Here is a 17,304-nt window from a genome sequence, read left to right on the forward strand (position 1 = left end):
GCCCTTGAAGCCGGCCTGGCCCAGCAGGCCGCCGCCGAGCTCGCCGACGATGCCTCCGGCGCGCACCTTGCCGCCGCCGAGGACATGAATGTCGCCGCTCGACGAGAACGCGCGGGGCGAGGCTTCCACCAGCTGAAGTCCGCTGGCTGCGGAGCCGAACAGACCGCCCGCATAGACGTCGCCGCCGCCCTCTGCCTCGACTGCCGCCGACTGCGCATACCCCTTGGACCACGAAAGCATCGGGCCGACATGGCCCGCGATGCCTCCGGCATGGACGGTTCCGCCCGCATGGACGTTGACTGCTCCCGTCGCCGGCAGCGCCATCGTCACCTCAGGCAGCGCCCCGTCGATCAAGCCCGTCAGACCTCCGGCGTATACCTCCGCCGCATCCGGAGCCGTCACCGTGACGGAGCCGCTGGCCGCCGTCTGGCCGGAGAACAGGACAGGAGCGCCGAAGCCGCCGGAGAAGCCGCCGGCATGAACGATGCTTCCCGCCGTAACCTGGACGGGAGCGGTATTCGCGATGACCGTATTCTGGTCGTTCATCGTCAGAATTCCGGCCGTATAGCCGGCAAGGCCGCCTGCATAGATGACTCCGCCACCGCCGGCCGTGACCGGTCCTTCGTTATGCGCCGTCTTCATCTGCAGGCTGCCGGACGATACGTATCCGATCAGCCCGCCAGCGTAGGCCGAGCCTTCGGTCGCGACCGCGGCATCGTTGGACACATTCGCCACCTGGCCCTCGGCCGAGCCGACGATGCCGCCCGCATATGCGGTGCCCGCGAGGCTTTTGGCCCCGATGCCGATTTCGTTCTCGATGTCGTAGACGATGCTGTAGCCCGCCATCCTGCCGACCGCCGCGCCGGCATACACGTTGCCGGACACGGTGGAGAGGCCGATGTAGCCGTCCGCCTCGAAGCGGAAGCCGCCGACCGTGCCTCCCTCCATGTTGCCGACCAGCCCCTGGTAAGGGATGGAGGATGGGACGCGCATGCCGGAGATGCCGAACTTCGCTCCATCCTTGGCGATGAGCGTGCCTTTGAACGGGTGGCTCTCGGTGCCGATCGGCACCCAATCGTATGCGGACAGATCCAGGCTGTGGTCCACTTCCAGAATTTTGCCCTTGAGGCCGTCGACGCCGTCATCCTCGTTGACGAGCTTGGCGATTCCCGCCAGCTTGGCCGGCGTGTCGATCTTGAATGTGGTATACGTCGAATCGAACCAGCTCGTATCCGCCGAGCCCGACCAGGTCTGGGCGCCGGCCCTGACCATCATGGCCGTGCCGCCAAGCGCGCCCGCGAGCAAAACCGCTCCGAGCGCGGCCGCTTTCCAGGCCGGTTTTCTTTTTGCTGCCTTCATGTCCTGCCCCCCGCCTATTTTCCCGTCCTTAGCAGACAACCCGCATCACGCTTGGAGCATGATGCGGGCCTGCCGTCTGCTGCGGCCGATTATGATTTCATCCAGTCGTTCACCCGGACCGCGATCGCAGCCGCCTGGCTGCGCGTGAGCGGCTCGTTCGGGGAAATGCTGCCGTCGATGCCTTGAATGAGTCCTGCCTGCACGGCTGCCGCCAGCGGTGCCCGAGCCCAAGCAGGAATCGCTTTGGCATCACCGAAGGCGTTCAGCACGCGGGCGGTTTCTTCCTCGCCCAGCTCCTTGCCCGGCCGGGCGATCGCCATCAGCCTGCCGGCCATGACCATCGCCTCCAGGCGGGTCAGAGCCGCGCCCGGATCGTACCGGTCCGGACTCTTGCCGCTGGTGAGGCCGAGGCCGGTCGCGACGGCGACCGTCCGTGCGTACCAGCTGTCCGCCGGCACGTCTCCGAAGCGGGCCGCTGCCGCGGGCTCGGTCATGTAACCGGCCGAACGGAGCAGGATCGTCGGATATTCCGCCCGCGTCACCTTGGCGTTCGGAGCGAACTTAGCCGCCGACTGGCCGAAGACGAGCATTCTCGCCGAGGCCTGCCGGATCGTGTCCGCCGCCCAGAACAGCGGCGCTACATCCTGGAACGTCTTGCTGTTGCTTGCATAATAGAGGCTGCCGGAGCCGGTCAGCACGACCTCTGCGGCCGATCCGCCCGCAGCCGGCTTCCATGGCAGCGSATCTCCCAGCAGGTCGTCGCGCCATGCTCCAGCATCCGGCCATAGTGAAGGCGGATGTCGTCCAGCATGAGCTCATGGCGGCCCAGCTTGGAGAGCGCCTCATAATAGAAGAAGCTTATGAACGGGCTTCCGATCTGGACCCACTCAGCCGGCGGCTCCGCCAGGTATTGCTCCAGAGCGGCCAGGCGCTCTCCGTCAGCCGCCTCGCACAGGTAGGCAGCGACTTGAGTCTGCATGCTGAATACGGATGACCGCCTGCCGTCGGCATGGATGCAATCCAGATAGGCCTGCTGCCGCTCATCCCAGAGGCTCTCGTTGACAGCGGCCTGCAGGGACGACGCCTGCTCCAGCCAATGATGGGCCGTGCCGGATTCGCCCGCGGTTTCGGCCAGCCGGGCCGCCTGGCGAAGCGCCTTGATCATGAACAGGTTCTGATGGGTGACGATGCCTTCGCCGGGCTGGTCGATCGGAGCCCAGTCGAGCAGGTTCCAGCCCCGCATGTTCAGCAGTCCTGAGCTGTCAATGTGGGAGGAATAGGCTTCGATCGTCCGGAGGATATGCGGCAGGATTCCGCGGGCGAACTCCAAGTCTCCCGTATGCTCCACGAACTCCTCGCAGGCGATGATCCAGAAGAACGTCCAGTTGGGAATGACGCTGCTCCAGCCGCTCGGCACCTGGTCCAAATACAGCGGCGTATCGGAGGCGGAGCCCGGAACCAGCTTCAGGCAGCGCTTCACGATCTCGGTCGCTCCGAAGACATAGTAGTTGACCAGCGCCTCGCTGCGCGCGTCGCCTACCCAGAACACCTGCTCGTACGAAGGGCAATCGACGAACGTATCTTCCATGCACAGCCTCGTCGTCCTGCGGCTGATGCGCCAGATCTCGTTCAGAAGGGCATCCGAGCAGCGGAAGCTGCCGTTGTCGGCTGCGGGATAAGAGCTTTGGAGGATATGAATCTCCTGCAGCAGAACGGGACGGTCTGCCGATCTTACGGTCAGGATCAAGTAGCGGCAGCCCCGCCGGACGGGGGACAAATAGCTCTGCCTGCCCTCGCGGCATATGTAGCGCAGCGTGTTGTCCAGTCCGTACGTATGCTGCCTGAAGTCATGCTGGATATGCTCGATGCCGTAAATATCCACGACCGTTCCTGCCGCAGCATCCAGCTCGAATCCGATGAAGCCGGAGCGCTGCTCGCCGAGATCGACGACAAGCTCGCAGTCCCAGCCGGGAAACAGCGGCAGCTCGGCCGGCTCCGGCACGGCCAGCACGGCGTTCTGAAGCGAGGCCGGCACGGCCAGCCGCTCATGCTCGCGCTGCCAGACGCTGAGCCCGAAGGCATCCTGCCCGGTAATCAGGCTGGGATCGATGCGGCGAAGCCAGCCTCTCAGATCGGGATCGTCCATAGAGACCTTGCCTCCCTTCAGGCGCGCATAGAGCGGATGATCGGTATCGAGCTCTCTGCCGGCTCGGTGATCGACATGCTTGACGGCGTCGAACGGTCCGATTGCGGCAAAAGGAGCCGTCGGGAAGGTCATTTCCGGTAATCGCGCAGCAGAAGCGGGATGGCGCCGCTCTCCTCCAGGCGCTTGCGCCGGAGCCGCAAGAGCGAACGGCACATCCGCATCCACGCCAAGATGGAAGCTGCTTCCGTGGTCGCCGGAGGTAACGTCGATAAGCAGCGTATGGGGGCCGGCGGCAAGCTCCAGATCGTAATAGCGTTCCGGCTGGACGCCCCGGTACGCATCGATGGAGACGCCGTCCACGACAATGCCCCCGGGCCGAGCTCCTCCGGGAAAACCGATCGTGACACGGCCCTTGTCCTCCAGCTGGAGCACAGAGGCCAGATATCCGCAATAGCTGACAGGGTTGGCGTGGCCGGCACTGTCCGGAACCATGATTGTCCGCAGATCGATGGCAGCCATGAAGGCAGGAGGCTTGACGCGGCTCAGCCCGGCAATACGGGATGGATATCGCTTCTCTTCCGTCAAGAACGGGATGTCGCGGGATACGAGCTTTTTCCAGGGTCCTTCTCCGGCAGCGCAGACAGCCGCCGCAGGCGACCAGTCCATGAGCCGGGATGCTCCCGTCGTCCAGCCTTCGTCCTGCCCGCCGGCATCGATGACTTCGGCGAATGCCTGCTGGCAGGACATCCGCGGCGAGCTGGGCAGCTGGCCTCCGAGCAGGGCGGTTTCCCAGTCCCCGCCGGTAGGCAGGCTGATCCCTGAGGGGGTTTCGAGCTCCGCAATGAGACCGCCTTGCCCGCGCACATAGCAGAAGTTCGAGATGCCGAAGTGGAGCACAAGCACGGCAATCGCGTTGCGTTGGCCGGGCTTCAGCAGGCGGCCGATATCGTAGCTGTCGTAGGACTGCTCCTCCGGCCAACACCTCACCGGCCCGCGGCCGGTCAAGGCGCCGTTCACATAGAGGACGTAGCGGGAGTCGGCGCTGATGTGAAGGGCGGCTTCCTTCTCTGCAGAGAGAGGATGGTCGAAGCTGCGGCGGAAGCAGCGCCATTCGTTCCGCGGACTCGCTTCCAAGCCTCCCCAAATCCATTGGGCTTGCCAGGTGCGCTCGGTCATGATTGCTCCGCTTCCTTTCGGGCTGGGATGGCCAAGCATGGCCTTGATGGCGTTGTCTTTTTCTTATTGTAAGCGCAGGCATTTGTAGAAAAGGGGTTGATCAGGCCAAATCGGTTGGTTATCCTGACAAAAAGGAGGGATTCGGATGGCGCAGCAGTCGGTTGCGGTCACGCCGGCGCATCTGTTCTTCGACGACAACCGCCCTTACTATGTCAACCGGGTATCGGAATCGTTCGAGCTGCAGCTGCACCGGCATGAATTCACGGAGATTTGTCTGGTGATGGAGGGAACGGGAGTGCATTACGTCGGGGAGCATTCCATGGATGTGCAAGCCGGGGATGTCTTTGTCCTTCCGCTCGGAACCCCTCATGTGTTCCGGCCCCGATCGACATCCTCCCGGTTTCCGCTCCTGATCGGCAACTTTATCCTTGTTCCCGGACAGGCGGAAGCAGCCCTGAGCAGCTTCCCCGGCCTGGACGAGCTGCAGTCGGCCCGGAGGCGCTCAATCTGCTGCCCGGCTCACCGGAATGGTTCCGGCTGAAGGATGACAGGGGGGTTGTCCGCCGCATCATGGAGGAAGGACTGGAAGTGCTCCGGGAGTCAACGGCCGGGAGGAACGGCAAGACTGCATGCTCTGTTCATCCTTCTGCTGGCGGAGCTGGAGGAGCATTGCCGTGGAACAACAAAAAGCTATTGCCGGGAGAGCGGGAGCCGCCCCGGAATCGAAGCCGTTATCCGGAAGCTGCGCAGCGATCCTTGCATCCCGTTCCGGGCGGAGGAGCTTGCCGGCGAGGCGGGACTCAGTGTCCGGCATTTCCACCGTCTGTTCGCCGAAGCGGCCGGCAAGCCTCTCAGCCGCTTCGTGCAGGAGCTGCGCATTCGTGAAGCATGCCGTTTGCTCCGCAGCACCTCAATGGGCGTCGAGCGGGTCGCGGAGGCATGCGGCTACCAGGACCGCAGCTTCTTCTCGGTCCTGTTCCGCCGGCATACGGGGCTGACTCCGCGGGAGTACCGGGTGCAGCGATAGCCCCGTTCAACTCCGCAGGTAAATAGGACCGCTACGAGCCGAAAGACAAGCCGCTTCCGATGAAGGAAACGGCTTATTCGGCATGCGCAGAATGGGGCGGACGCGCCTGTCGGCGGAATACGCCCGGCGGGACATGCATCATGGACGTGAACGTGCGGGAGAAATAGTGGACGGAAGAAAAGCCGGCCATCTCGGAAATCTCTTTGATCGGCAGCTCGGATTCGTTCAGCAGGCGTGCCGCCTCGCGCACGCGCTCCCGGCGGATATAACCGGTGAAGCTCTCATGAATGCCGCCTGAGAACAGCCTCGACAGATGGCGTTCGGACACATTGAGCATCGCCGCCATCTCGGGCAGCGAGAGAGGCTTCGACAGATTGTCCCGGATGTACAGCTTGGCCCGGCGCAAAATCATGTTGTCGCGCGGGATGCCGGGTTTTGGCGCGGCTGCCGGCTCTCCGAACAGCGCAAGGAAAGACAGCAGAAGTGCGGAAGCGGCTGGCGCAACCGCTGCTCCGGGGAGATTGTACGCGTTCTCTTCGCGGAGCAGGAGAGATTCCCAGAGCAGCGCGGTCGGCGTCCGGGAGCCGTCTTCCACCCAGACTCTCTCTGCTTCGGCCAGAGCACGGAATGCGGCGAGAATTTCCGGATCCGTCTTCGCTTCATCGGGCTCAAAAGCGACAAACAGAAGGCTGAGGCCGTCTTCCGTAACAATCTGATGGGCGACGCCGGGACGGGAAAGGAACAGAGTCCCGCTCTGAAGAAGGTATGGCCTTCCATTGTCCGTATACGTCCCCTTCCCTCCGAGCACATAGCAGGCCTCGAAAAAGGAATGCTTGTGAACCGGATTGCTGTGCAGCCGCTCGTCGACTCCCCAATAGTAGATGACAAAGCGGGCATTCGGATGGATCGCTTCCATGATCCGGCTGTTCAGCATGACATCGCTTGCCTGATATCGGTACATCGGCTTGTCCTCCAGTAAATGTTGGCGTCAACGTGCAAAAACCAGACGTCTATTCGCAAAGACGTCCATCGGGACTTTGACTATGATTATAAGCAAGAACCGCTTGAAATCAATCTTTACTTATAAGGAGGAGCATGCATGATCGGTCAGCACGATGTGGATTTTTACAAAGAAAACGGGTATCTGCTCGTCAAAGGAGTATTCGGCCAGGCGGAAGTGGAGGAGATGCGCGGGGCGGTGGAGCGGATCATCCAGCGCGCCGCCCAGGCCGAGCGGGACGAAAACTCCGCCTGGCAAGGCGACTTCCTGCCGCCGGCGGAGCTGAAGAAGCTGGTGCTCAAAGGTTTCCACGATGTCCATTACCATGAGGCCTGCTTCACGCGGGCAGTCGTGCACCCCAATATGACAGCGATCCTGTCGCAGCTCATCGGACCCGACGTCCAGCTTCACCATTCGAAAATGCTCGTCAAGCCGCCGGAAAACGGGGCTGCCTTCCCTATGCATCAGGATTATCCCTACTTCCCTCATGAAAAGCATTCCATGCTGGCGGCAAGCGTGCACCTGGACATGGCGGACGAGAAGAACGGCTGCCTGAGGGTCGTACCGGGCTCGCACACGCAAGGCGGCCTGCCTCATGTCGGCTCTTACTATTTGAACCACAAGGAATATCCGATATCGGACGGACTGCCATGTCCTGCGGAGGCGGGAGATGTGCTGTTCTTCAACTACCTGACGATCCACGGCTCGGATGCCAACCGCAGCGAGCGCACGAGGCGGAACGTGCTGTTCCAATACAAGGATGCTTCCGATTATCCGACGGAAAATGTCCATATCGACTGGGGCTCGGGTCTTATGGTATGCGGAGGCAATCCGCGGTTCGACAAGGCGAAGCCGGACTTCAGCATCAAGGGTTAGGCTCCCGCAACCTGTACACGACGGCTTCGGCTGGGCGGATGCCCATATTTGCGCTTGTACATTTTCTCGAAATGAGTCAGCGTATTGAAGCCCGAAGCATAACAGATCTCGGATACGGGCAGGGAGGATGCCTGCAGCAGCGACCGGGAAAATTCGAGGCGCAGGTCGAGCAGATGCTGCTGGAAGCTGACGCCGAGCTGCTGGCGGAAGCATTCGCTGAAATAATTGGGCGAGAGGCTTGCAGCCTTGGCAGCCTGGCTGAGCGTCAACGGCTCGCGGAAACGATGCTGGAGATAGAACAGAGCCTGCTGAATGCTGGGGTGCAAGGGAGCTGCGGAAGCTTCGCCTCTGATCGCGTCCTTCTCGTCCCGGCACAGCATCAGCAGCAGACATCCCAGAAGGTTCCGCACGATCAGCTCTCCGGTCCTGCTGCTGCGGCTGTTCTCCTCATCCAGGATGGCGAACAGCTCTCCAGCCCGCCGATCTTCAAGCTTCATCAGCATGGGCGACAGCATGCGCCCGTTGAATAGAAGCGTCCGGATTTCCTCCGAAATCATCGATTCCTTGAAGATCAAATTGTAGATCTTGAGCGTAGACGCTTCCAAGGGACGAATTTCGTGAAAATCGGCCGGAGTCAGTAGGAACAGCGTTCCCTCGCCGATCGGGATGTCCGTTCCGTTGACACGGTTGACGCCGTTGCCGGAGCGGACATAGGTCAGCTCGTAAAACTCGTGCCAGTGCAGATGGCATGGCGTATCGAGCTCCTGCCGGAACAGGCAATGGGACGATTCCGCCATGTACTCGTCGATCGTCAAGCGATCCGGATGCTCCTTCAGTTCCATGAAGGGATCAGCTCCTTCGTTTCATTTATCCGGATTATACCGGAAGAGCGGGAAGACCGGAAGATATGCGTATCATTCCGTAAGCGAGGAGGAGAGGCCCAGAGGGAGGCAGAGCTACAATAAGCTCGAAGCCAGCTCAAGGGAGGAAGTCATCGACATGGAATCTACGATATTGAACCAAGAAGAAGTCGAGTCATACGGGGAGCGCGGGTATTTGCTTCATAAAAAGCCGCTGTTCAGCGCCGAAAAAATGCGTACGTTGACGGATATTTTCGAGGAGCAGCTCGCCATGAAAGGAAGCAAGCTGTCCGACGAGCTGGACACGCCTCATTTCCGCGACGAGCGGCTGCTCGACTTCCTGCTCAGCGATGAAGTCCTCGATCTTGTCGAGCCGATCATCGGCCCCAACATCGGACTGTGGTCCAGCCACTTCATCTGCAAAGACCCCTATGTCGGCCGGGCGACTCCATGGCATGAAGACTCCGCTTACTGGAAAGGCAGATTGAGCTCTTTCGACAAAATCGTAACCGTATGGCTGGCCATAGACCGAAGCTCGAAGGAGAACGGCTGCATGCGGGTGCTGCCAGGCACCCATGGCAACGGATTTTCGGACTATGAAGCTATTGACGGGACCAAGAATACGTTCTCCACCCAAATCAAAAACGTGGACGAGTCGAAGGCCGTTTATTTCGAGCTGGAACCGGGAGAATGCTCCTTGCACGATTCCCGGATCATCCACGGGGCGGCAGCGAACAGGAGCGAGTTCCGCAGATGCGGATATACGATGCGGTATTTTTCGACGGAAGCGGTAGTATACCCCGATAAAAATCCGGGCTTCAAAATATGGCTGGCAAGGGGCAGGAATATTGGCGGCAGCCATTTCGTAAACGAATAAGGAGTGAAGCTGGAATGCAAATCAAGCTCTTCCAGGCGTTGTGGGGGATGGAAGGAACCTATTCGGAGCTGATGAAGCGGGCAGCGAGGGAGGGTTATGCGGGAATCGAGGCGCCATTGCCGCCTCTTAATCTGGAGAGGGAATTCAAGGAGCAGCTCGCTGCACACAGGTTGTCCTATATTGCCCAGATCGTCACATCCGGGGATCACGCGACCTCGTTCGCCGCCCAGGCGGAACGCGCCGCTGCCTTTGATCCGGTGCTTATTGTTTCCCATAGCGCCAGAGACTTCATGCCCTTTTGGGAGCAGCTTCTATTCTTCGAAGGCGCGCTCAAGGTGGAGCGCTCGATCGGCATCACAGTCGGTCATGAGACGCATCGCTCCAGAGCCATGTTCACGCCCTGGAATACGTCGGCTCTCCTAAGGGAACTGCCGGATCTATCCATCACGGCGGATTTCAGCCATTGGTGCTGCGTAACCGAAACGATGCTCGAGGAGTTCGAGGAGGACTTGCGGCTTGCCATCGAACGGACGGTGCATATCCATGCCAGGCTCGGCCACCCGGAAGGCCCTCAGGTCGCCCATCCCGCCGCACCCGAAAACAAGGATGTTCTTCAAGCCTTCAAGTGTTGGTGGGATGCTGTTCTAGCCGGAAGAGAGCGCAGCGGCGCAGCCGTGGCGACGGTAACGCCTGAATTCGGACCGGTCGGTTATATGCCGTCGCTTCCGTTCACGCGTCAGCCGGTAGCGGATCTCCGTGAAGTCAACGATTGGATGGCAGGCTGGATCAGAGAAACGTATCCGTCTTCCTGAAGAGGACGCGTTGCATTTTGGAACCACGCTGCTGAAAGCGCGTAGTACCGATAAATCCAAAGGAGGAATGAAGACATGATCAAACGTTTTATTACTAAACTGTTAGGATCGGCCCAGCATTCCAAGCATGGACGCCATCGGTACAGCTCCAGCAGCGGTAAAAAGCATTACGGCCACAGCCGGCTCAGCTCATCCGATCGCGCGTATGGACATAAAAACAACGGACACAGCTATTACAAAAGCCGTAAAAGAAGCTCCAGCTGACTGTAATGTGCATCTACACTGCATCTGCATCAGGATGAAGCCCCTGCAAGCTTCATTCTGATGCCCGAGCCAACCGTATATCGGTTGGCTTTTATTGTTCCGAATGCGCCGTCCGACATTGCTCCAGATCGCGCATGAAGGCATCTATATCCTCATAAGGAGCTTCAATTTGCAGAAGTCTGCGAAGAAGCTGCCGAGTTGCAGAAGTCATATCCAGCTCATGCTCCCATCCCGTGTCGGCCATCTTCGTCGGATGATAGCTTGAGTACAGCATGAACAGCAGCAAATGGCCTATATCCGACAGATCGGATGCGGGTTCGGCATCTTGAGCCAGCCTGGTGCCCGACCGGAAAGGCGGCTCCGGCGACGCAGCTTCGCCGATCCGCCTGGCCAAGCCGAAATCAATCAGATGAATCCGATTTTTGCCGGCAATGACATTAGGGATGCGGATATCGAGATGCACATATCCTTGCCGGTGGACATAAGCGACAATATCCGTCAGCCTGCTGATGAAATCCAAAGCTTCTCTTTCCGAGAACAGGCTGCCCCGCTCGAAGATCAGCTCCTCCACCGTCTGTCCTCCGGCAAACTCGCTTGCCATATAGAGCTGGTTCCTATCGACGAGCAAATCCCAGGCGCGCGGAATGGACGGATGGCGCAGCTTGTCCAGCACCTTCATCTCCCGCCGCAGCAGCTCCCGGCCGACCTCTCCCTTGCTCGGCTTGGCTTGCTTCATCGCCGCTTCTTGTCCCCGCTGCAGATCCAGGCAGCGGTAGGTCAAGCCGTAGCTCCCGATGCCGAGCAGCTCGACAATGCGGTATCGGTCTGCAATGACATCGCCTTCCTGTAGGGGATAATCTATCCAGGCTTGATAAAAACCTTTCACATATTCGATTAGGTTCATTTCTATCTCCTCATCCAATTGCCAACTAGCTCAATGAATTCGGCTGGTGCCGCATTCATTTCTTTGATTGTATTTGTCGGCTTCGATTGCTTTAACAGCAATACGATTAATCTGGAGGATGTATTCATTTCTTTCAGGCGCGTGATGCAGGCGGCAGGAATGGGGGCATACCAATCATTGGAGAGGTCGTCGGCGGTACGAATGAATCTCTGTCCAAGGCGACAATCATATGCCACATCTGAACGAACACCGCTGAACCGTCTGTCGTCCTAACAGGAGGCGAATCAAGCTTTTCCGGACTTTGTAGTTCCTCGATCTGAATCTCATCGACGGCCCCATCCCCGTACCGAGCGGCTTTATTTATTCCGCCCGCATTCATCACACTGAATGCGGGGCAAGGTCTCACTATTTTTTTCTCTTCAGCGAGGCTTTTAAGTTCCTCTTCTCCCTTGAGGATCGAGAAATAGCCGAATATGTCTCCGATCACGTTTAATGTGAGTCCAATTTTAGCTAAATCCAAGGAGGAAAATTCGTCGATCCAAGAGGTATTCGGATTGGATTTGGCCACACCATCACCCCATGAGTCCATTTTTTTCAACATATGTCGATGCTGCCCCGCGTTCCTATGTACCCGCCTATTCAAAGGATTTAATGGGCAGCACGGCCTGCTGAATGATCCTTATTCAAGAAATGGCAGCCTGTTTAGTGTCAATAGACTCCATATCCAGGTAAAGAAAGCATTTAAGAGACAATCAACATAAAACAAACCCATCTCAAAAGGCTAAGCTTTTTGGGGTATCGTCTAAGGTTTTCTAAGTGATAAATGTAGAATAACTTTGATAAGATTGTTATTGTAACCGCTTACAATAAAACATGAAAGGGGGTGAGAGCGGAGGCCCGTGCGGTCTGCATGGCATCCAGGTCATACTAACTTGCTCGTTATCTAATGGAGGAGGAATGAATGATGAAACCAAGATCGGTGAAATTCCTATTCGCGATGTTCATCTGCTTCGTGCTTGCCTTGCCTGCAGGGATCGCAGAAGCGGCCACAACGATCACTTCGAACCAGACGGGCACCCAGGACGGGTATGACTATGAACTGTGGAAGGATTCCGGCAATACGAGCATGACGCTCAATAGCGGAGGCACGTTCAGCGCCCAGTGGAGCAACATCAACAACGCCCTGTTCCGCAAAGGAAAGAAATTCGACTCGACCAAAACATACTCCCAGCTGGGCAACATTTCCATCACCTACAACGCTACGTTCAATCCCGGCGGCAATTCTTATCTGTGCGTATATGGATGGACGAAGGATCCGCTCGTGGAATATTACATCGTCGACAACTGGGGGACTTATCGTCCGACCGGCACCTTCAAGGGCACCTTCTCCGTTGACGGGGGAACCTATGACATCTACGAGACGACCCGGGTCAACCAGCCGTCCATAATCGGTACGGCAACGTTCAAGCAGTATTGGAGCGTCCGCCAGACGAAACGCACAGGCGGCACGATTTCCGTCAGCGAGCATTTCAAAAAATGGGAAAGCTTAGGCATGCCGATGGGCAAGATGTACGAAGTCGCGCTTACCATCGAAGGCTACCAAAGCAGCGGAAGCGCGGATATTACGAGCCACACGCTGACGATCGGCGGAGGCGGTGGAGGCGGAACTCCTGGCACAGCGGCCAAAACAGAAGCCGAGTCGATGACGAAAGGCGGACAATACACCTCGGCAATCAGTTCCCCGTTCAACGGAGTCGCCTTGTACGCCAATAATGATCTGGTGAAGTACACGCAGAATTTCACGACCGGCACCCACAGCTTCTCTCTCCGCGGCGCTTCGAGCAACTCCAATATGGCCAAGGTCGACTTGAAGATCGGCGGCGTGACGAAGGGAACCTTCTACTTCGGAGGCAGCAGTCCTGCGGTCTATACAATCAGCAATGTCAGCCATGGAACCGGGAATCAAGAAATCCAGCTCGTCTGCACCTCCGATGATGGGACATGGGATGCATACCTGGATTACTTGGAAATCAATTGAGATCCGAACAACCGGACGGCTCATTTAAACTCGGGAGGTGGAGAGTTCATGATCAAAGCCAAAGCAGGAAAGTGGGCCGCGATCGGGACGCTTGTCGTATTTTTGTTCACGGGTTCGTTGGCGATATCAGGCACTGAAGCTTTTGCCGCCAGCTGCACGAACGGCTATGTCGGCTTGACGTTCGATGATGGCCCGAATCCAAGCAACACCGCGACGCTTCTGAACACGCTGAAGCAAAATGGCCTGCGGGCGACGATGTTCAACCTTGGCCAGAATGCTCAAAACAACCCGTCCCTCGTCCGCGACCAGCAGGCGGCAGGCATGTGGATCGGCAACCATTCCTGGTCCCATCCGCATATGACGCAGCTGAGCAGCGCGCAGATGTCGACGGAAATTGCGAGTACGCAGCAGACAATCCAGTCGATTACGGGAACGGCTCCGAAGCTGTTCCGCCCGCCGTACGGAGAAACCAATGCGACGTTGAAATCCATTGAAGCCCAGAATGGACTAACCGAAGTCATCTGGAACGTCGATTCCCAGGATTGGAACGGCGCGACGACGGCCCAAATCGTGGCGGCTGCGGGCAGGCTGCAGAACGGCGATGTGATCCTGATGCATGACCAGTACCAGACGACCATTCAAGCCATTCCGCAAATCGCACAGAATCTGCAGAGCCGCGGCCTATGCTCCGGCATGATCTCGACGAGCACCGGCAGGGCGGTCGCGCCGGATGGCGGCAGCGGAGGCGGAGGCGGAACACCCGGCACAGCGACCAAGATGGAAGCAGAGAATATGACCAAAGGGGGGCAGTACACCTCGACGATCAGCTCGCCTTTCACCGGCGTCGCCTTATATGCCAACAATGATTTGGTGAAATACACGCAGAATTTCACGACCGGTACCCACACTTTCTCTCTCCGCGGAGCTTCGAGCAATTCTGCGATGGCTCGAGTCGACTTGAAGATCGGCGGCGTGACGAAGGGGAGCTTCTACTTCGGAGGCAGCAGCCCCGCCGTCTATACGCTGAACAACGTCAGCCATGGAACCGGAAACCAAGAAATTCAGCTCGTGTGCACAACCGACAACGGAACATGGGATGTTTACTTGGACTACTTGGAGATCAATTAATGAGGCATGAAATATCATGTAAGGAATGAATAAGTTCAGATCATGAGCTGAAGTTTTGCGCCTCTTGCGGCGGGTTGCCGCAAAGAAATGATTGTCATCCTGGATAACCGTCCCGGCGAGCTCTTTCGCCGGGATTTTTTCATGATCATGGCGCATAAGAGCGCCGGTGAGCCTGACGGGCAGAAGGGGATGCGTTCAAGCCATTCGACATGCTCCAAAGCTCATGAAGGAACAGTCGAAGGAAATCGTTGTCGCCGTGGAGAAATGATTGTTATACTAGTCGGCCATGTCACGCCAATTGGGCGAGAAGAGGCCATAAGGAGGCATGTCCATGTTTGAGTATGAGTATTTGCATCATGTCAGCCTTTCTGTCCGGAATTTGGAGCAGGCGCACAAGTTTTATTCCGGACTCCTGGGTTTCACGCAGCTCGAGCGGCCTCCGTTCGATTCCAAGGGCGTTTGGTACGCGGTCGGCACACAGCAGCTTCATCTGCTGGAGAACCCTCTAGGAGAGACGCTGCGGCAGGGGCCGATCGATACGATCGACGGGCATTTTGCCGTTTGGGTGAAAAGCTTCGCGAATACGATCGCGGAATTGGAGGCAAAGGGAATTCCTTATGAAGCGAGGCCAGGCAGCCTGGCGGGATTCTCGCAAATATTCGTACTCGATCCGGACCACAACATCATTGAGTTCGACGCCGCTTACGGTTCTTGATTCGACTCACGGTATAATCGAAAATTCATCCCGTGATATAATGAACTATATATTATCATAAATAGGGATGGTGCAGATGTCGGAGCAGCAAGTATACGTCCGGTTTCCCGAAGAAGCCGACGCCCGCGATTTGTCTGAGCTTTACAAGCGCAATCGGGAGTTCTTTGAAAGATTCTCTCCAAGCAACAAGGATGAGTACTATACGGAAGAGCATCAGCTCCAAGCGATCAAAAAGAGCAAGATTGATATGACGGAGGATCGTAAATACGAATTTGTCATCTGCAGCAAAGAGGATGACCGAATTATCGGCAGTGCGGGGCTTACTTTTGTGGCGCGGGGACCGCTGCAGAGCTGCATGATCGGATATAGCCTGGATCAGGCTTATAATGGCAAAGGCTATATGACGGAGGCCGTCATGCAGGTGGTTCGTTATGCCTTTGAAGAGCTGAAGTTCCACCGCATCGTCGGGGAAGTCTCCCCCCGGAATCCCGGATCGATTCGTGTGCTTGAAAAAGCCGGCTTCCACAAAGAAGGCATTTCCCGCAGCAATCTGAAGATCAACGGGGTATGGGAGGACCATCAGGTACTGGCTATTATCAATCCGTCCGGGGATGTTTAGGACTAATCATTTTTAATGCCTATCGGATGGCTCTTTAATTGGGAACGTTTTCAAAAATTTCCGAAAAATTCGAACTCCAGAACGGATTGCAATGGTATAACACAAAACCGCGCCAAGCGCGGTTATTTTTTTTAATGATAAAAATTCCATCAGTATATATTCACATGAAATATCGATAATGCAATGCCAGACATTTTTTTTGCGAGCCGCGATCTGGATGCCCGCGAGGTCTTGTGCGATTTGCTGAATCGCTTAGGATCGTAGTCTGATATTGGTCATGTCATGCGCATCACAGGCATTTTGAAGAGTTATAGGAAGTCAAAGACACGATTAAAACTGATGTGCATGAAACCAATTGGAGTATTGGGAACACAGTGCATGGAATCAATTGAAGCACTAAACAAGATGAAGTCTAGCCTCATTTTAATGAAGTTATTCACAAAACTCGTATTTTGTACATATGTCTCAAAATCAGCTCAACTCCTTGTGTATCAGCCATTTAGATATATTGTTACACAAAATATGAATTGTTTTGGGATTCATCAATAAATAAGTTACCAATCCTCACTCTATCCCACTCATACTTCACTTCGATGAATTTTCCGTTTCATTCTATAAAACGACATATCAAAAACAGACTCAACACAATCTCACCTTTATGGGATCCGATCTCCTAGTTAACTCCAAGTCAAGCAGCGGCGTTAACCGTTTCCGTCCGCAATTTAACAGAACGGCTCTTGCTTTTGTGGGATCATTTCCTTGAACAAGGCGTTTGACGCCCAACTCCGCCGCTCGCCTTTCCCGCAGCGCAAGACCCTGCTGCACCTGATCGTGAAGCAAAACACCCTAGATGACCGGAAACGCGTCGAAAACGTTGAGCTCGTAGCCTGGGGCTTTTCTGGACAATGGAAAAGCCCCTTCCGCCATGTTGCCAGTAGAAGGGGCTACGCTTAACATACTAATCTGACTCACAAATCCAGAACATCGGCTTCTTCAACATTGCCTGGATTGTCCTTCATTCATTTAAGAACTTCATTTTGATTGGGTGATGCCTCGGTCACAAACTGCTGAAGAGATCTGCTACACATGCCGCTCATTCCCAGGAGTGCTGGAGCTGACGCATCAAGAGGCGGAGTACCTCCGTGAGCAGTTGATTGATGATTACATCCAGTTCTTCTTCGGTGATCGCAAGCTGAGTCTGTACCTGTATGCAGCATCTTCCAAAATCACGGGTACCTGGTCGAGAATGGCCGTATGGAAATGCGCTATCCGAGCCGCGCTCCTGAAGCTGAACATCCCGCCGGCGTCACCAACGTCGTTTTAACCAGCCGAGCGCTGTTTTTTTTCGTTGCCGTCGGAAAAGATGGCCATCGCGTAAGCGATGCCTTTTAAAAAAACAGCCACAGTTAAAGTACACTGTGGCTGAATAACTATTTTCTTTTTGAACTTAAGACGACACTAGTAAGTAAGGAAATTTGAATCGATATAATTATGACTACAACA

Annotated in this window: 18 protein-coding genes; 11 read left to right on the plus strand and 7 right to left on the minus strand. The window is 56.6% G+C overall.

Features of this window, described 5'->3' with window-relative positions; translation table 11 throughout:
• The 3 genes from BN871_RS10925 to BN871_RS10935 form a co-directional block, all read right to left on the minus strand.
• On the minus strand, nucleotides 1-1,359 hold a 1,359-nt coding region (locus BN871_RS10925), incomplete at its 3' end, for a hypothetical protein (protein WP_048745948.1).
• An 89-nt stretch (nucleotides 1,360-1,448) separates the two neighbouring features.
• Complete coding sequence (locus tag BN871_RS10930; RefSeq protein WP_048745950.1) at nucleotides 1,449-2,057, minus strand: S-layer homology domain-containing protein; 609 nt, start codon at nucleotides 2,055-2,057, stop codon at nucleotides 1,449-1,451.
• Nucleotides 2,051-4,681, minus strand: coding sequence for a family 78 glycoside hydrolase catalytic domain (locus tag BN871_RS10935; protein WP_053086969.1), 2,631 nt, complete (start codon nucleotides 4,679-4,681; stop codon nucleotides 2,051-2,053). Before BN871_RS10935 ends, BN871_RS10930 begins: the two co-directional genes overlap by 7 nt.
• Nucleotides 4,682-4,826: 145 nt before the next feature.
• Between BN871_RS10935 and BN871_RS10940 the strand changes: the two genes are divergently transcribed.
• Nucleotides 4,827-5,222 (plus strand): cupin domain-containing protein, encoded by a 396-nt coding sequence (locus BN871_RS10940; protein WP_048745952.1) that lies wholly within the window; start codon nucleotides 4,827-4,829, stop codon nucleotides 5,220-5,222.
• A gap of 15 nt (nucleotides 5,223-5,237) precedes the next feature.
• A complete protein-coding gene (locus BN871_RS10945) occupies nucleotides 5,238-5,708 on the plus strand; it encodes a helix-turn-helix domain-containing protein (RefSeq protein WP_048745953.1) in 471 nt (156 codons plus the stop codon).
• A gap of 73 nt (nucleotides 5,709-5,781) precedes the next feature.
• On the opposite strand, the gene BN871_RS10950 is transcribed toward BN871_RS10945, so the two are convergent.
• Nucleotides 5,782-6,669 (minus strand): AraC family transcriptional regulator, encoded by an 888-nt coding sequence (locus BN871_RS10950; RefSeq protein WP_048745955.1) that lies wholly within the window; start codon nucleotides 6,667-6,669, stop codon nucleotides 5,782-5,784.
• A gap of 138 nt (nucleotides 6,670-6,807) precedes the next feature.
• Here BN871_RS10950 and BN871_RS10955 point away from each other — a divergent pair, with 138 nt between their 5' ends.
• Complete coding sequence (locus tag BN871_RS10955) at nucleotides 6,808-7,584, plus strand: phytanoyl-CoA dioxygenase family protein (protein WP_021877292.1); 777 nt, start codon at nucleotides 6,808-6,810, stop codon at nucleotides 7,582-7,584.
• On the opposite strand, the gene BN871_RS10960 is transcribed toward BN871_RS10955, so the two are convergent.
• Nucleotides 7,581-8,426, minus strand: a complete 846-nt coding sequence (locus BN871_RS10960; protein WP_048745957.1) for an AraC family transcriptional regulator — start codon at nucleotides 8,424-8,426, stop codon at nucleotides 7,581-7,583. The genes BN871_RS10955 and BN871_RS10960 overlap by 4 nt on opposite strands.
• 157 nt (nucleotides 8,427-8,583) lie before the next feature.
• Between BN871_RS10960 and BN871_RS10965 the strand changes: the two genes are divergently transcribed.
• The 3 genes from BN871_RS10965 to BN871_RS26785 all read left to right on the plus strand — a co-directional run bounded on the left by BN871_RS10965 (nucleotide 8,584) and on the right by BN871_RS26785 (nucleotide 10,397).
• Nucleotides 8,584-9,321 (plus strand): phytanoyl-CoA dioxygenase family protein, encoded by a 738-nt coding sequence (locus tag BN871_RS10965; RefSeq protein WP_048745987.1) that lies wholly within the window; start codon nucleotides 8,584-8,586, stop codon nucleotides 9,319-9,321.
• Nucleotides 9,322-9,335: 14 nt separating this feature from the next.
• Nucleotides 9,336-10,133: a sugar phosphate isomerase/epimerase gene (locus tag BN871_RS10970; RefSeq protein ID WP_048745959.1), complete on the plus strand. Its 798-nt coding sequence runs from the start codon at nucleotides 9,336-9,338 to the stop codon at nucleotides 10,131-10,133.
• Between the two features lie 75 nt (nucleotides 10,134-10,208).
• Nucleotides 10,209-10,397: a hypothetical protein gene (locus BN871_RS26785; RefSeq protein ID WP_021877289.1), complete on the plus strand. Its 189-nt coding sequence runs from the start codon at nucleotides 10,209-10,211 to the stop codon at nucleotides 10,395-10,397.
• 91 nt (nucleotides 10,398-10,488) lie between these two features.
• On the opposite strand, the gene BN871_RS10975 is transcribed toward BN871_RS26785, so the two are convergent.
• Together BN871_RS10975 and BN871_RS10980 are read right to left on the minus strand one after the other, a co-directional pair.
• Nucleotides 10,489-11,301: a protein kinase domain-containing protein gene (locus BN871_RS10975; RefSeq protein WP_048745960.1), complete on the minus strand. Its 813-nt coding sequence runs from the start codon at nucleotides 11,299-11,301 to the stop codon at nucleotides 10,489-10,491.
• Between the two features lie 133 nt (nucleotides 11,302-11,434).
• Nucleotides 11,435-11,902 (minus strand): hypothetical protein, encoded by a 468-nt coding sequence (locus BN871_RS10980; protein ID WP_048745962.1) that lies wholly within the window; start codon nucleotides 11,900-11,902, stop codon nucleotides 11,435-11,437.
• 363 nt (nucleotides 11,903-12,265) lie between these two features.
• On the opposite strand from BN871_RS10980, the gene BN871_RS10985 reads away from it, so the two are divergent.
• From BN871_RS10985 to BN871_RS27625, 5 genes are all read left to right on the plus strand, one after another.
• Complete coding sequence (locus BN871_RS10985) at nucleotides 12,266-13,339, plus strand: glycoside hydrolase family 11 protein (RefSeq protein WP_048745963.1); 1,074 nt, start codon at nucleotides 12,266-12,268, stop codon at nucleotides 13,337-13,339.
• Between the two features lie 48 nt (nucleotides 13,340-13,387).
• Nucleotides 13,388-14,467 (plus strand): polysaccharide deacetylase family protein, encoded by a 1,080-nt coding sequence (locus BN871_RS10990; protein ID WP_021877284.1) that lies wholly within the window; start codon nucleotides 13,388-13,390, stop codon nucleotides 14,465-14,467.
• A 331-nt stretch (nucleotides 14,468-14,798) separates the two neighbouring features.
• Nucleotides 14,799-15,182: a VOC family protein gene (locus BN871_RS10995; RefSeq protein WP_048745964.1), complete on the plus strand. Its 384-nt coding sequence runs from the start codon at nucleotides 14,799-14,801 to the stop codon at nucleotides 15,180-15,182.
• Between the two features lie 76 nt (nucleotides 15,183-15,258).
• Nucleotides 15,259-15,801, plus strand: a complete 543-nt coding sequence (locus BN871_RS11000) for a GNAT family N-acetyltransferase (RefSeq protein WP_049867351.1) — start codon at nucleotides 15,259-15,261, stop codon at nucleotides 15,799-15,801.
• Nucleotides 15,802-17,055: 1,254 nt separating this feature from the next.
• On the plus strand, nucleotides 17,056-17,193 hold the full coding sequence (locus BN871_RS27625; RefSeq protein ID WP_157053901.1) for a hypothetical protein: 138 nt from the start codon (nucleotides 17,056-17,058) through the stop codon (nucleotides 17,191-17,193).
• The last annotated feature ends 111 nt before the right edge of the window (nucleotides 17,194-17,304 follow it).

This window comes from Paenibacillus sp. P22 (assembly GCF_000469945.2).
GTDB classification, from domain to species: domain Bacteria; phylum Bacillota; class Bacilli; order Paenibacillales; family Paenibacillaceae; genus Paenibacillus_O; species Paenibacillus_O humicus.